The 15,321-nt window shown below is 70.5% G+C and carries 8 protein-coding genes; 4 read left to right on the forward strand and 4 right to left on the reverse strand.

Going from position 1 to position 15,321, the window contains the following annotated elements:
- Window positions 1-45: 45 nt before the first annotated feature.
- Entirely contained in the window at window positions 46-1,287 is a 1,242-nt protein-coding gene (locus tag ACJ8AN_RS04655; protein ID WP_407754000.1) for a cytochrome P450, read from the forward strand.
- Window positions 1,288-1,296: 9 nt separating this feature from the next.
- Here the strand turns inward: ACJ8AN_RS04655 and ACJ8AN_RS04660 are convergent, their stop codons facing one another.
- Complete coding sequence (locus tag ACJ8AN_RS04660; protein ID WP_407754001.1) at window positions 1,297-1,956, reverse strand: response regulator; 660 nt, start codon at window positions 1,954-1,956, stop codon at window positions 1,297-1,299.
- A gap of 4 nt (window positions 1,957-1,960) precedes the next feature.
- On the reverse strand, window positions 1,961-4,204 hold the full coding sequence (locus ACJ8AN_RS04665; protein WP_407754002.1) for a serine/threonine protein kinase: 2,244 nt from the start codon (window positions 4,202-4,204) through the stop codon (window positions 1,961-1,963).
- 426 nt (window positions 4,205-4,630) lie between these two features.
- On the opposite strand from ACJ8AN_RS04665, the gene ACJ8AN_RS04670 reads away from it, so the two are divergent.
- The 3 genes from ACJ8AN_RS04670 (at window position 4,631) to ACJ8AN_RS04680 (ending at window position 11,481) form a co-directional block, all read left to right on the forward strand.
- Complete coding sequence (locus tag ACJ8AN_RS04670; protein ID WP_407754003.1) at window positions 4,631-6,343, forward strand: HAD-IG family 5'-nucleotidase; 1,713 nt, start codon at window positions 4,631-4,633, stop codon at window positions 6,341-6,343.
- An 84-nt stretch (window positions 6,344-6,427) separates the two neighbouring features.
- Window positions 6,428-8,911 carry a hypothetical protein gene (locus tag ACJ8AN_RS04675; RefSeq protein WP_407754004.1) on the forward strand — a complete coding sequence of 828 codons (2,484 nt, stop codon included), beginning with the start codon at window positions 6,428-6,430 and terminating at the stop codon, window positions 8,909-8,911.
- Between the two features lie 143 nt (window positions 8,912-9,054).
- Window positions 9,055-11,481: a hypothetical protein gene (locus ACJ8AN_RS04680; protein WP_407754005.1), complete on the forward strand. Its 2,427-nt coding sequence runs from the start codon at window positions 9,055-9,057 to the stop codon at window positions 11,479-11,481.
- 418 nt (window positions 11,482-11,899) lie between these two features.
- Here ACJ8AN_RS04680 and mprF read toward each other — a convergent pair whose 3' ends face one another.
- Together mprF and ACJ8AN_RS04690 are read right to left on the reverse strand one after the other, a co-directional pair.
- A complete protein-coding gene (gene mprF, locus ACJ8AN_RS04685) occupies window positions 11,900-14,437 on the reverse strand; it encodes a bifunctional lysylphosphatidylglycerol flippase/synthetase MprF (protein ID WP_407754006.1) in 2,538 nt (845 codons plus the stop codon).
- Window positions 14,438-14,524: 87 nt separating this feature from the next.
- Window positions 14,525-15,319 carry a class I SAM-dependent methyltransferase gene (locus tag ACJ8AN_RS04690; protein WP_407754007.1) on the reverse strand — a complete coding sequence of 265 codons (795 nt, stop codon included), beginning with the start codon at window positions 15,317-15,319 and terminating at the stop codon, window positions 14,525-14,527.
- Window positions 15,320-15,321 lie beyond the last annotated feature (2 nt).

Consider the following 15,321-nt stretch of genomic DNA (forward strand, 5'->3'; position numbering starts at 1 on the left):
GGGAGTCCTCGACAGGGGATCCAGCGGACATTACTCTGCCGCGCCATGAACGGCTCGAACAGCACTCCCCCCGTGGACCGCAACCTGCTCAGCCCCCAGAACCTGCGCAATCCCTTCCCGCTCTACAAGGAGCTGCGCGAGCACGATCCCGTCCACTGGGAAGAGGCCATCCAGGCCTTCTTCATCACCCGGTACGAGGACGTGGTGGAGGCCTACCGGGATCCCCGCCTGAGCGCCTCCCGCGGCCTGCTCTTCCAGCACCAGCTCCAGGGCCTGAGCCCGGACGCCACGCGCGAGTTCATGCAGACCGTCCAGCACCAGATGTTCATGAAGGACGGTCCCGAGCACGTGCGGCTGCGCCGGCAGACGCTCACGGGCTTCTCCAACCAGCGCATTGACGAGCTGCGGCCGATCCTCCACCGCATCATGGGCGAGCTGCTGGACAAGGTGCGTCCCCACGGCCAGGCGGATCTGCTCAAGGACATCGCCTTCCCCATGCCGGCGCTCGCCCTGGCCGAGCTGCTCGGGATTCCTCCCGAGGTGCACGGCCGCTTCCGCGCCTGGTCCGAGCACCTCGCCGCCTTCAGCGCGCCCCCGCTGGGCTCCAACCCCACGGAGCTGGCCACCCACGCCAACCAGACCATGGTGGAGATGAAGCAGTACCTGATGCCGCTCATCGAGCAGCGCCGCCAGACTCCGGGCAAGGACTCGCTCAGCCTGATGATCCAGGCGCAGGACCAGGGCCGGATGACGCCGGAAGAGCTGATGGCCAATGCCTGCCTCTTCCTGTTCGCCGGGCACACCACCACCACGGATCAGCTCTGCAACGGCATCTATGATCTGCTCACCCACCCCGACCAGCTACAGATGCTGCGCAAGGTCCCGGGGCTGCTGAAGTCCGCGGTGGAGGAGATGCTGCGCTTCACCTCGGCCGTGCCCGCCATCAGCCGCGTGGCCGCCGATGATCTCACGCTGCACGGCAAGACGATTCCCAAGGGCAGCCTGGTGTTCCTCGTCAATGCCGCCGCCAACCGCGATCCCGCCGTCTTCACGGATCCGGACCGCTTCGACATCACCCGGGACAGCTCGCGCCAGAAGCACGTGGCCTTCGGCTTCGGTGCGCACCACTGCATGGGCGCCGGCCTCGCGCGCCGCGAGCTGGAGGTGGGCATCTCCATGATTCTCGAGCGCCTGCCCCACCTGCGCCTGGACGAGTCGAAGCCGGCCGACCTCAAGTGGCACAGCTTCGGCTTCCGCGGCTTCAACTCGCTGCCGCTGCGCTGGTGAGGCCGGGGCTCACAGCTCCACGAGCCCCGCGCGCAGGGCCAGCACCACCGCCTCCACGTGCGAGTTGACGCCCATCTTCCGGTAGATGTGCGACAGGTGCGTGCGCACCGTGCGCCGCTCCAGCGTCATCACCCGCCCCACCTCGGCGTTGGACAGGCCCTTGGCCACGTAGCGCAGCACCTCGAACTCGGCCGGGGTGAGGCCCCAGGGGTTCTGCTTGTCCGGCTCGGGCGGCCTGGCCTGGATGGACTGGAAGTAGTTCCAGAAGCGCCGCGCGATGAGGGGCTCGAGCACCGTGCCGCCCTCCATCACCTCGCGGATGCCCGAGCGGATCTTCTCCGGCCCCACCCTCTTCACCAGGTAGCCCGAGGCCCCCGCTTGAATGGCCTCGTACACCTTCTGCTCGTCCTCGAAGGACGTGAGGATGAGCACCTCCACCTCGGGCGCCCGGCGCTTCACCCGCCGCGTCACCTCAATGCCGTTGAGCCCCGGCAGCTCCAGGTCCAGCAGCACCAGCTGCGGGCGCACCCGGACGAGCTCTTCCACCGCCTGCTCGCCATCCTGGGAGCTGCCCACCACCTCCAGCTCCGGAAAGCTGCCCAGCACCTTGAGGAGGTTGCGCAGCAGGGTCGGCTGATCCTCGACGACGAAGACGCGGGTCCGGTCCATGGCTTCAGCGGTGGGGGGTGTCGGGGAAGAGCTGCTCCAGCTTCTTGTGCTCGCCGTGCTCCAGGCGCACCGGGAACGCCTCGCGCTGGTGCGGCACGCCGAGCGTCTCCACGATGATCTCCCGGGTGCCCGGCTTCACCGGGTAGCGCACCAGGGGCAGGTTGCGCTTCACCCTCACGCCGTCGATATAGGCGCGCGCCGGGCGGTTGGCGTCGATCGACAGGTACGCGAGGCCCGCCTGGGTGGAGTCCTCGGCCTCACCCGAGGAGGACACCACCTCCGGCTCCGGCTGCGGCGGCGCGGTGGGCTTGGACCTGGGCTTGGGCGCCGGCTCGGGAGGCTGATTGAGGTACTGCTCCACGGCGCCGCTGACGGCGGACACGTTGGGATCCGTGTCGGGCGGGGGCTTCTGCGAGAACTTCCACACCCCGAACGCGAAGCACACCAGGCCCACCAGCGCGATACCGGCCGCCACGCCCATCATCTGGCGCCGGCGCCGCGTGTCCGCCATCAGGTTGCGCTCCTCGGTGAAGAGGCGGCGCTGGCTCACCGCCGCCTTCATCTCCGGGGACGTCGGCGGGGGCATGGGAATGTACGAGGAGCGATCCGGCTCGGCCGAGGGCGGCTGCTCGGACGCGTGGCCGCGCACCAGCGACGGAGGCATGCGCGCCCGGGCCACGGTGCCCTCGGACACCTTCGAGCGGCTCACCGTCCCCTCGGGAGGAATGCGCGCCCGCGTCACCGTGCCCTCGGACACCCGCGAGCGGCTCACCGTCCCCTCCACCTTCGCGGTGTCGATCCGATCATCCGGGTCTCCCTCCGGGGGCGGAGACCCGGGCGTGGGCTCGGGGCGAGCGTAGTCCTCCACCACGCGCAGACGGGGATTCTTGCCGATGCGCGTGCCTTCCCTCGCGGCCGCGGCGGCGCCTCCCACCAGCACGGGCCCACGGCGCGGCTTGGGCGGAGCCGCTCCCGGAGGCGCCACCCACGTCTGCTCGTCGTCCCCGGGAGGAGCCTGGAGCGCCATCTCCACCTCGGTGAGGGCCTGGGTCCTGACGTGGGTGGGCTCGGTGCCGTCCTGCTCCTTCTCCTGCTTCTTCTCCTTCGGAGGGCTGCCGGAGAAGATCTGGGTGGACTCGAGGACGTTGCGATCCACTCCCGGGGCCGGGGTGGGCTCGGGCAGGTACTCCTCCCGGTACTCCTCGAAGGCGGGCGGGGCCTCCATGGTGTCGGACTCGCTGAGGGCCGGGCTGAACGAGGGCCGCACCACCACGGACTTGTCCAGCGCGTCCGCGCTCACCTGCGCCAGCGACACGCCGGAGATGGGCGTGAGCGAGAAGCGCTCGGAGAACGGCACCGCGCCAATCGCCGCGAAGACGGTCACCTCGTTGGGGTAGAGCTCGGCCACGAAGCGGCGCAGGTCCTCGACACCGGGCACGCCGCCGTCGTTGGAGAGGAAGTTGCGCAGCGAGCCGGCGAACTCGGCGCACGAGCGGAAGCGCCGCGAGGGCGTGGCGTCCAGCGCGCGCAGGATGATCGGATCCAACCGCGCGTGGATGCGCCGATCCAATCGGCTGGGCGGAGGCAGGCCGGCGCGGCGGGTGCTGACACCTCCCTCGGGGATGACGGCCTCGCGCAGGGTGAGCAGCTCGTAGGCCAGGGCGCCGATGGAATAGAGGTCCGACAGCACGTCGGGCATGTCGCCCCGGCCCACCTCGGGGGCGCGGTAGGCGCTGCGGCCGCGGCCGGCGAAGGCGCGCTTGAGCTCGGGCACGCCCATGAGCGCCTGGAGCGCCCCGAAGTCGAACACCGAGGGCTTTCCGGTGCGCGAGAGCAGCACGTTGCCCGGGGTGATGGCGCCATGGACGACGCCGACGGCATGGGCGCGCTCCACGGCCTCGAGCAGCTGGATGATGAGGTAGAGCGCGACGGGCGTCGGCAGCAGCACTTCCTTGGAGTTGAGCCGCTGCAGCGCGGTGCCGAGCGTGTAGCCGCCCACGTACTCGCGCACCACGGCGAGCCGGTTCTTCACGAAGCCCATGTCGAGGACGTGGACGATGCCCTCGGGGTGCAGCGGATTGAGCACGCTGTACGTCTGGGCGAGCACGGTGGCGTAGCGCGGATCCGACGTCTTGGGGTGGAAGAGCTTGATGACCACCTTGGAGCCCTGCGGCTCCTGGACGGCCTCGTACAGCTCGGCGAGCTCTCCGGCCTCGATGCGGCCGGTCAACCGGTAGGCGCTGCTCATCCCTTCCTCTTCCGGAGCCGGACGGCGTCGAACTGGAACCCGCACCATACGCAGGCCTCACCCCGGGGCCCCGAGGGCAATTCCAGGGTGCAGCCAGGACAACGGGGGCGGGCCCGGCCCTTCACCCGGGGAGCGGGCGGCTCGCGCCGCACCCGGGCCCCGCTCTTCCCCACCGTCTTCCCTGAAGTGCTGCCCGAGGCTCGCGAACGGGCGGCCCCGGCGGCGCCGCGCACCAGCACCTCGAGCCGGCGGACACGGTCCTCCAGGGCCTCGATTCGGGCGGACAAGCGGGCGTGGAGGTCGGCGTCGGACGGGGGGCGACGCCGGGCGGGCGATCTCATGGGGGTTGGCGAGCGTGCCACGTTGGCTCGGGAGCCCGCAAGGAGCACGGTCAGTGTGAATGGTGACGTCACAGGGCCGCGTGTTATGTCTGTCTGTCCAGTGTCTCCGAAACTCTCAGCGACTGGCCCCATCCCCGGGAGCCCGACGACCTCGGACCCCCTGCACGGCAGCTTCCGCTCCTCCCGCAATCGAGCCCAGGCCGAGGAAGCCGAGCGCCGCGCCCAGAGTCTCTTCTCCGATGCCGAGCTCGCCCGCCTGCTGAGCAGGCCCCGGGTGAGCATCCGCCAGGAGCCTCGCGCGCGGGACATCTTCGTCAACCGCAACCTGCGCATGGGGAGCGTGGAGCTGATCGGCTTCGACATGGACTACACGCTGGCCATCTACCACATGCGCCGGCTGGAGCAGCTCGCCTATGACATGACGCTCGCGAAGCTCGTCTCCGAGCGCGGCTACCCGTCCGTCGTCGGCAGCCTGCAGTACGACCACCACTTCGTCATCCGCGGCCTGGCGGTGGACAAGGCGAACGGCAACCTCCTGAAGATGGATCGCTTCGGGTACGTGGGCCGGGCGTGGCACGGGCTGCGGCCGCTCGAGCGCGAGGTGTGGAAGAAGCTCTACCGCAACCAGCGCGTGCAGGTGAAGAACCCGCGGTTCGCGTGGATCGACACGCTCTTCGCCCTGCCCGAGGCGTGGCTCTTCGCGGGCATCATCGAGCTGCTCGAGTCGCTGGGCCATCGCGTGGACTACGGCAAGCTGTACGACGACATTCGCGACGCGATCGACACGGTGCACCGGGACAACTCGCTCAAGCGCGAGGTGCGCAAGGAGCTGGGCCGCTACATCTTCCAGGACCCCGAGCTGGGGCCGGCGCTGCACAAGCTGCGCTCGGGAGGCAAGCGGCTGTTCCTGCTGACGAACTCGGCGTGGGACTACACGGACGCGGTGATGCGCTACCTGCTGGATGGGCAGGTGCCGGAGTACCCGAGCTGGCGCAACTACTTCGACTACATCGTGACGCTGGCGGCCAAGCCGGCGTTCTTCTCCGAGCAGCGGCCGTTCCTGGAGCTGGAGACGGCGGGGCCCGGAGAGGAAGCGCGCGTGGTGGGCGAGGCGAGCCACCTGGAGCGCGGCAAGGTGTACCAGGGCGGCAACCTGCAGCAGTTCGAGCAGCAGACGGGCTACGCGGGCGAGTGCGTGCTGTACGTGGGAGATCACATCTACGGGGACATCCTCAAGTCGAAGAAGTCCTCGCTGTGGCGCACGTGCATGATCGTCCAGGAGATCGAGGACGAGATCACGTACACGGACGGGCAGCGGGAGCGCATCGAGAAGCTGTCCGAGGTGGAGCTGGCGCGCGAGCGGCTGGACGACGAGGTGGCGCACCACAAGGGGGTGCTGAACTCGCTGGACCGGAGGCTGGAGCGCGAGGACGTGACGGGCGAGGAGGTGGCGCGGCTGGAGGAGGAGCGGAAGCGGACGAAGGTGGAGCTGGACAAGCTGCGCTGGGCGCTGCGCGAGGCGACGGAGATCGCGGACACGCTGGAGGCCGAGGTGGAGGAAGGCTTCAACCCGTACTGGGGCCTGCTGTTCAAGGAGGGCAACGAGAACAGCCGGTTCGGCGAGCAGGTGGAGCGCTACGCGTGCCTGTACACGAGCCGGGTGTCGAACTTCCTGCACGACTCGCCGATGCAGTACTACCGCTCGCCGAGAGATCTGATGCCGCACGAGACGGCGGGATCGTGGAGCGCGAAGATGTCGCCCGTGGGAAGCGAAGGCCCGCCCAAGGGCGAGCGCTGAGTCCCACTCACCCCTGCCCTCCGGGCCGTTGCCACGCCCCCTCCCACTGCCGAGCTTGACCCGCTGTCTCGAAGGGGGGCGGCGATGGGGGCGAGGTGGAAACAGCGGCAGGGCTGGAAGCTGAAGGTTCTCGGTCTGGCGGGACTGGTGCTCGGGCTCGCCTGTGGCGGGGTCCGCGAAGCCCCGTCGCAGGAGCCTGACGGCCCGGCGGAGGACGACGCGGAGGCACTGCCCACCGCGCTCACGAGCGAGCCCTCCCCGTTGGCGTCCGGGTACGAGCTGGGGCTGGGCCAGACGGGACTCCAGTTCCAGCCGCTGGCGGAGGGCCCGGTCGCGGTGGCGTCCGATGGAGCGGGCCTGTACCTCGCCGTCTGGTCGGATCAGCGCGCGGGCGGCATCTTCGGCACGCGCGTGAGCACGAGCGGCAAGGTGCTCGATCCCACGGGCCTCGTCCTCAATCCGGGCAACCAGGCGCACGACGCGGGTACCCCGCTCGCCGTGGCCTTCGACGGGAAGCACTTCGTCGTCGTGTGGCTGGCGTACAACGGGGGGCTCTACGCCGTCCGGGTCCGGCCGGATGGGACCGTGGTGGACCCCGAGGCCGTGTACCTCGACATCTACCTCGACTGGGGAGTGGGAGAGCCCTCCATCGCCTGCGACGGGGCGGGCCGGTGCCTGGTCACCATGGTGGACGGTTACTACGCGGACGAGGACAGATTCCTCCAGGCCAGCCTGCTGGTGGACGAGGCGGGTTCCCTGACGAGCAACGGGTGCGGCCACTTCACCGAGGGCCCGTTCACCCAGGCGCGCGTGGCCTGGAGTGGCAGTCACTTCTTGGTGGTGTGGTCCGAAACACGTAAAGGTTCCATGGATGTCCTGGGCGCGCGCGTGAGCACGGAATGCGAGCTGCTCGACGCTCCCTACGACTTCGACTACCCGGGCTTCGTCATCTCCTCCGCGAGCGGGGACCAGCGCGATCCCTCCGTCGGCCGCATGGGCGACCAGCTGTGGGTCGTCTGGGAGGACACGCGCAACGGCAAGAGCGACATCTTCGGAGCCCGGGTGAAGGACACGGAGGTGCTCGATCCGGAAGGCCTCGCGCTCTCCACCGCGTCGGGGCGGCAGCACGAGCCGCGCATGGCGGCCGTGGGCGACAAGGCCTTCGTCCTCTGGACGGACGAGCGGAGCACCGGGCACAGCCGCATCCGGGGCACGCGCCTCACAGCGGACGGGACGGTGATCAACCGCGCGGGCTTCCCGGTCTCGGCCGAGCGCTTCGAGCGCGAGGAGCACGCGAACCTCGCCTGCGGGAGCGCGCACTGCTTCGTGGCCTACGAATCACACTCGCCGATGGAGAAGGCCTCCGGCTTTCCCGCGAGCCGTTTCGTGCTGGGCACGCGGCTGAAGCCGAGCCGGGGAGCGCTGGACGTGCCCGCGTTGGAGCTGACCACGGCGCAGCCGGCGCAGCACTCCCCGGCGGTGGCCTGGGGGCGTGGCGGCTACCTGGTGGTGTGGCAGGAGTTCCGGCACCTCGAGGGTCCGACAATCGTGGCCGCGCGCATGCTCCCCGATGGCCAGGTGGCGGAGCCCCAGGGTCTCGAGCTCCCGAGTGCCCCGGGCTCCTCGAGGCCCGCCGTGGCCTTCGATGGCCGCGAGTTCCTGGTCGTCTGGCAGGAGCCCCACCCCGAGGGCGAGGATCTCCGCGGCGCACGGGTGAGCGCCTCGGGCGAGCTGCTCGACCGGGACAGCATTCCCATCTCCACCGCGCCACTGCATCAGCTCTCGCCCTCGGTGGCGGGCGGTGCGGGGCGATTCTTCGTGACCTGGGAGGACACGCGCGACGGCCAGCGGGACGCGTACAGCTGGTTCCCCACCGCCTTCGGCGCGAGGGTGGACGGAGATGGCCAGGTGTTGGATGCCTCGGGCATCCGCCTCGAGCCACCCGGCCGCTCCGGGTGGAAGCCCGACGTGGTGCACATGGGCGATCGCTTCTTCGTGGCGTGGTCGATGGACGGTGTCGAGGGCACGCGGGTGGCGTACGACGGCACGGTGATGGATCCCTCGCTCATCCAGTTCTCGCAGCCCGGCGCCTACCGGGGGGACTCGCCGGCGCTCTCGTTCGACGGCACCACGGTGCTCATCGTGTCGGACCTGTACGAGATGGAGATCCTCGGCACCCGGATGACGCGAGAAGGCACCCTCGTGGGCACGCCGGGCTTCACCATCGGGAAGGTGCCGCGGACGATACCGGCCTTCGCGGAGCTGCCGGGCGTGACGTTCGACGGAGTCCAGCACCAGGTGGTCTGGCTGGACACGCGGGAGCCGACGATGAATCCCCTCAACGCCTCGAACCTCCGAGGGACCCAGGTGACGCTGGACGGCGTGGTGTCCGCGCCGGGCGGAGTGCAGCTGATGCCCAAGCTCCACCTCCCCTACGGCTTCCCCTTCCGAGCGCCTCCGGCCATCGCTGGGGATGGCGAGGGCCACTCGCTGCTCCTGCACTCGCGGTTCATCGAGCCCAAGGGCGTCCACGCGTTCCGGCTGGTGGGCAGGCAGCTCGGGAGATAGGGCCCGGGCCGGCGGAGTTCGCCACCGGGCACACCCGCGCCCGCGTCCTTCCGAAACCTCCCACCCTGCCCTACCGGCCATTGCCACTTCCACCCACCCTGCCGAGCTTTGCCCGCGTCTCGAAAAGGGGGGTGGCGATGGGCGTGAGGTGGAAACAGCGGCATGGCTGGAAGCTGAAGGTTCTCGGTCTGACGGGACTGTTGCTCGTGATGGCCTGTGGCGAGGTTCCGGCCCAGGAGCCTGGCCGCTCGGCGGAGGAGGACGCGAAGCCACGGTCCACCGCGCTCACGAGTGAACCCTCGCGGTTGGCGCCCGAGGACGAGCTGGGGCTGGGCAGCACGGGGCTCCAGCTCCAGCCGTGGGCGGAGGGCTCGGCCTCGGTGGCGTCGGACGGAGCGGAGTTGTACTTCGTCGCCTGGAGGGACCAGCGCTCGGGCAGCATCTTCGGCACGCGCGTGAACACGGCGGGCGAGGTGCTCGACTCCACGGGCCTCGTCCTCAATCCGAGCGTCAAGGGCTTCAACCCGGGAGGCCCCGTCGCCGTGGGCTTCAACGGGACGCACTTCGTCGTCGTGTGGCTCGATGACATCCAGGTCTTCGCCGTGCGGATCCGTCGGGATGGGACGGTGGTGGATCCCGAGGCCGTGCTCATCGACCAGATCGACTCGGGCGGCGAGCCCTCCATCGCCTGCGATGGCGCGGGCCGGTGCCTCGTCACCTCGCTGGACATTGGCGATGACGACGACAACTCCGTCATTGGCACCCTGCTGGTGGACGAGGCGGGCACCCTGACCGCCAGCGGCTTCCGCGTGGCCCGGGGGCAGCTCGGCCAGCCGCGGGTGGCCTGGAGCGGCCGTCACTTCCTGGTGGTGTGGCCCGAGGAGGCAGAAGGCGGCTCCACCGACATCCTGGCCGCGCGCGTGGCACCGGATGGCACGGTGCTCGACAGCCCGGGCTTCATCATCTCCTCCGCGTTCGGAGACCAGCGCGAGCCCTCCGTCGGCCGCATGGGCGAGCAGATGTGGGTCGTCTGGGAGGACACGCGCCGGGGCGACAGCGACATCTTCGGGACGCGGGTGCTGGACGCGACGGTGCTCGATCGGGACGGCATCGCGCTGTCCACCGCGTCGGGCATGCAGCACGAGGCGCGCGTGGCGAGCGCGGGAGACAGGGCCTTCGTCCTCTGGACGGACGAGCGGAGTGGCGAGCACAGCCGCATCCGGGGCACGCGCCTGACGGCGGACGGGACGGTGATCAACCGCGCGGGCTTCCCGGTGTCGGCGGGGGACTTCGATCGCGAGGAGCACGCGAATATTGCCTGCGGGAGCGTGCAGTGCTTCGTGGCCTACCAATCGCCCTCGCTGGTCGAGGAGGCCTCGGGTTTTCCGCGGAGCCGGTTCGTGCTGGGCACGCGGCTGACGCGCAGCAGCGGGGCCCTGGACTCGCCCGCGCTGGAGCTGTCCACGGCGGCCCCAGCGCAGCACTTCCCGGCGGTGGCCTGGGGGGATGGTGGCTTCCTGGTGGTGTGGCAGGAGTTCCGGAACCTCGACGGCCCGACGCTCGTGGCCGCGCGCATGCTCCCCGATGGCCGGGTGTTGGATCGCCCGGGCATCGAGCTGCCGAGTGCCCCGGGCTCCTCGAAGCCCGCCGTGGCCTTCGATGGCCGCGAGTTCCTGGTCGTCTGGCAGGAGCCGCACCCCCGGGGCGAGGACATCCGGGGCGCCCGGGTGAGCGCCTCCGGGCGGCTGCTCGACCGGAGCAGCATCCCCATCTCCACCGCGCGAGTCCGTCAGCTCTCGCCCTCGGTGGCGGGCGGTGACGGGCGCTTCTTCGTGGCCTGGGAGGACACGCGCGACGGGGCGCTGGATGATCTGCGCTTCACCATCTTCGGCGCGAGGGTGCGGGGGGATGGCCGGGTGATGGACGCCTCGGGCATCCGCCTCGCGCCGCCGAGCCGCTTCGGGATGGATCCCGACGTGGTGCACATGGGTGACCGCTTCCTCGTGGCGTGGAGCAGCGGCGGCGGCATCGAGGGCACGCGGGTGGCGTACGACGGCACGGTGATGGATCCGGCGGGCCTCGCGCTCTCGCCGCCCACCATCTTCGGCGAGGGCTCTCCGGCGCTCTCCTTCGACGGCACCACGGCGCTCGTCGTCTGGGCGAGGTTCGGGACGGAGATCATCGGCACCCGGGTGACGAGGGAGGGAACCCTCGAGGGCACGCCGGGCTTCACCATCGCGGCGGTCCCGGAGGGCGAGTTCAGCTCCGTGAACCTGCCGGATGTGACGTTCGACGGCGTCCAGCACCAGGTGGTCTGGCTGGACTCGCGAGCACCGACGAGCCCGCTCAATCCTCAGAGCATCCGAGGGACGCAGGTGACGGTGGACGGCCGGGTGCCCAACCCGGGCGGAGTGCCGCTGCTGCCGGAGGTCTTCACCTCCTTCCCCTTCACCACTCCGCCCGCGATCGCCGGGGATGGCGAGGGCCATTCACTGCTCGTGCACACGCGGTTCATCGAGGATCCGGACGTCCACTCGTTCCGGCTGGTAGGGCGGGTCCTCGCGAGATAGAGCCCGCGCCGGGTTTGACGAACTGTCACACGCACAGGAGCCCGCGGGTGCGAATCTGTCCCAGGCGCTCGGGGCATCGTGCCCCGGGCGGGGCATCCTGCCCCCTGTGCGCAGGTGATCTCGCGCATCTCCCCGAGGGACCCCACCCGGCACGCCGGATGCAGCCAGCTCCGGGCATGTTCCCCGGCATGGGCGCCGGGGAGAAGAATTCCGGCCCGTCGGGAATGGGCCCCGGGCGAAGTGGGTTGTCGCAACCGTGTGACGGAATGGAAACGTTCCGCACGGCCGCTGGGGAGCGCACAGAGGGAGATGCGCAACCCGCCGCCCCTGATTATTCATGCTGTGCCGCCAGGGTTTTCCCCCTCTCCCTGGCCGCCACTGCCCCGGGATTCGGAGATTTCTGCTCCGGGTCCCGGGGTCAGTTTTTTCCGGAACCCCACCGTTCCCTCGGCCCGCGGGACACCAGCGCGGCCACGTCGGCGAGCACGAACGGCAACGCCATGCCTCCGGGCGAGGCCAGGTAGCGCGGCTCCCACACCGGGTGGAAGCGCTCCTTGTACGCGCGCAGGGCCTGGAGGTCCTCGAAGTGCTCGCCGTGCCGGAACAGCAGGGAGCCCAGCCGGCTCCACGTCGGCGCGAGCGCGCCTCCCTCCATCTCCGGGGAGGGCGTCAGTCCCAGATTGAACCAGCGATAGCCCTCGCGGCGGCCCCACAGCAGGAGCTGCTCGAGCAGGAAGTCCATCACGCCCACGGGGGCCTCGGCGGAGAAGCGCACGAGGTCCGCCGCGAGCTCCTCGTGCCCGGCGCCCGTCCACAGGTTGGCGAACGCCACCACCCTGCCCTCCCGCCGCACGAGCGCCACGGGGCACCCGGACAAATAGCGCTCGTCGAAGTAGCCCATCGTGAAGCCCTTCTCCCGGTGGCCCTGGCGCGAGAGCCAGTCGTCGGACACGCGCTTCAGCTCGGGCAGCAGCGCGCCCACGCCGTCGGCGGGGACCACCTCGAAGTGACAGCCGTCCGGCACCGTGCCCGGGCCCCCGGCGTCCGGGGAGAAGCCCTCCAGCGCCACCCGCGCCTCCTCCCCGAGCTTCTGTGGGGACAGGCCCATGTCGAGGTAGAGCGGCAGGTGCTCGGGGCCCACGCCGTAGAAGACCGTGAGCCCATCGTGCCGGTCCACCTCCTCGTGGAACAGCCACACGAGCCCCGGCAGCTCCTCCTCGGGCCCGATGGGGTCCCCCACCACGACCCAGCCGCGGCCCTGGTGCGCGTACATGACGAAGCCCGTCCGGGACTCGTTGAGCAGCAGGGACTTGTCCCCGAGCAACGCGAGGTGCGCGGAAGCCCTCGGTGAGTGAGAGACGATGTCGCGCACGGTGGCGAGGTCGGCCTCGGAGGGGCGCTCGGGCCGAGGGGGGAGCGGGCGCAGCAGGTGGGCTCCGGCGAAGACGACGACGACGACGGCGGCGCCCACGCTCGCGCGCAGGAAGCGGGGCGCATCGCCATGGAGCACGAAGGCCCAGAGCATGTCGCTGGAGAGCTCCTCGTGGCGGTGGACGAAGAGGCCCAGCCAGGTGGTGGCGGCGAGGGCCGCGAGGATGGCGAGAATCCACCCGGCGGTGAAGTGCTCATGGAGGAGCGAGGCCTTCCGGTAGAACTCGCGGTGGCACGGCAGGAGGCAGGCCAGGAGCAGCGCGAGGACGATCGCCGTTTCGATCTCCAGTCCCCGGAGCAACGTGGTGGCGATACCGGCGGCCAGCAGCGCCACCGTGAGGACGTAGGCGCCGTCGAGCCGCCGCTGGATGCCCCGTGAGAGCAGGAGGAGGCCCGCGCCGGCGAGGCTGCCGAGGAAGTGAGAGGCCTCCATGATGGGCCACGGCACGAAGCGATTGACCTCGATGAGCCGGTCCTCGAGGGAGGGCGTGAAGCTCGAGACGAGGAGGAGGACGCCGGTGGTGAAGGTGGCGAGGGCGAAGACGGGAGGCAACAGGGCCGAGCCCCAGCGGCCGGCGGTGGCGGCGAGGCGCTGGACGTGGGCGCGGCGCTGGTAGAACTCGTGGACGCCGATCATCACGACGGAGATGGCGAAGGGCAGCAGGTAGTAGATGGCGCGGTAGACGAGCAGCGTGCCGAGGATGGTGGGTTTGGGGATGCGGTCGGAGAGGAAGAAGAGGACGACGGTCTCGAAGACGCCGAGGCCCCCGGGCACGTGGCTGATGAGGCCGGACATCTGGGCGACGATGAAGGCGCCGAGCACCGCGTGGAACGAGACGTCGTGCCGGGGGAGCAGCGCGTAGAGGGTGGAGGCGGCGAGCAACCAATCCCCTCCGGCCACGAGCACCTGCCAGATGAGGTGGTGGCGCGTGGGCATGGCGAGCTCCCAGCCGCGCACGCGCACGGGCTGGCGGCGCACGAGGACGAAGCCCATGTAGACGGCGGCCACGGCGAGGAAGAGCACGCCGATGAGGCGCAGGCTGGTGCCGGGCAGGTGGAGTCCGGGGGGGATGGGAGGCGGATCGAACAGGAAGAGCGCGCCGCCGAGGGTGGTGAAGCCCACCCAGAAGCTCAGGGAGATGTAGCCCACCACCTTGGAGACCTCGGCGGTGGACAGGCCCTGGGACGAGTAGAAGCGGAAGCGCACGGAGCCGCCGCTGAGCCAGGTGAGGCCCACGTTGTTGCTCACGGCGGTGGCGATGAAGGCCGCGGGGGCGATCTTCCGGTACGCGAGCGGGCTGCCCACGTAGCGCAGGGCAATCCAGTCGTAGCCGGTGAGCACCCCGTAGCTGAGGATCGCGAGCACCACCGCGAGCAGCACCTGCGGCAGGGGCAGCTCGCCCAATTGCCGGACGATGTCGCGGTAGTGGTAGGCGCGCAGTTGCTCGTGGAGCGCCTTGAGCGCCAGGCCGAGGACGACCACGCCGATGATCGGTCCCGCGATCCGCAGGAGACGGTGGCTCATGCAACCTCCGCCACCCCCTTAGGGGCCGGGCCCCCTGCCCTTCAAGGGCCGCGAGCGCCCATCCGTCCCCCGACGACAGATGGAGGCTCAACGAGCCGGAACGCGGCCCCAGATGACGGAGGTGTAGTGGGAGCCGGGCTCGGCCTCGAGCCCCAGCTTCTTCAAATCGTCCGAGTACTTCGAGCCCTTCACCACCACCCAGCGCCGGGCCACGCGCCGGGCCTCTTCGAGCGTCTCGGACGTGAGCGGGGCGTGCTCGGCGAAGCGGCGGAGCATCTCGAAGGCGGGCTGGGACTTCTTGGGCTTCTCGAACATCGGATCGAAGAAGACGACGTCGAAGGAGCCCGAGGGCAACGCGCGCAGGTACGCGTGCGAGTCCGCGAGCACCGGCTCCACGCGGGCCGAGTCCGGGCCGTAGTCATAGGCCTCGAGGCCCTCGGAGACGACGGCGTGGAGCGCGAGGCTCTTCTCCAGGCCCACCACGCGTCCGGAGGGACCCACCACGAGCGCCGCCACCAGCGCGTCCTGTCCGAGCCCCAGGGTGCAATCGAGGAACTGGTCTCCGGCGCGCAGCCCGGCCACGCGGACGAGCGCGTCATCCCCGCCCACCTGCCCCGAGAGGATCCGCAGCCGGCGCAGGTGCGCCATGCCCGGGTTGAAGCTGAAGGAGCCCTCCTGGTCCCAGAGCGACACGCTCTCGCGCTCGAAGACGATGAAGGCGTCCGCCGCGGACTCCAGCAGCGGGCCGAGGGGCTCCTTCTTGCGCCGGGGAATGAAGGGCAGGCCCCACTGGCGCGCGGCCGCGCGGGCCCTCGCCACCCGGGAGTCCTCCGGCTTGCCGCTCGTCGTCACCGCCAGGGGGACTCGGGTCCGTTGCGTCACCT

It is taken from the genome of Archangium sp., from assembly GCF_045802675.1.
Lineage (GTDB): Bacteria > Myxococcota > Myxococcia > Myxococcales > Myxococcaceae > Archangium.

Coding starts and splice junctions, on each gene's coding strand:
- ACJ8AN_RS04655 (WP_407754000.1), top strand. CDS start 46: ATGAACGGCTCGAACAGCACTCCCCCCGTGGACCGCAACCTGCTCAGC.
- mprF (WP_407754006.1), bottom strand. CDS start 14,437: ATGAGCCACCGTCTCCTGCGGATCGCGGGACCGATCATCGGCGTGGTC.
- ACJ8AN_RS04660 (WP_407754001.1), bottom strand. CDS start 1,956: ATGGACCGGACCCGCGTCTTCGTCGTCGAGGATCAGCCGACCCTGCTG.
- ACJ8AN_RS04675 (WP_407754004.1), top strand. CDS start 6,428: ATGGGGGCGAGGTGGAAACAGCGGCAGGGCTGGAAGCTGAAGGTTCTC.
- ACJ8AN_RS04670 (WP_407754003.1), top strand. CDS start 4,631: ATGTCTGTCTGTCCAGTGTCTCCGAAACTCTCAGCGACTGGCCCCATC.
- ACJ8AN_RS04665 (WP_407754002.1), bottom strand. CDS start 4,204: ATGAGCAGCGCCTACCGGTTGACCGGCCGCATCGAGGCCGGAGAGCTC.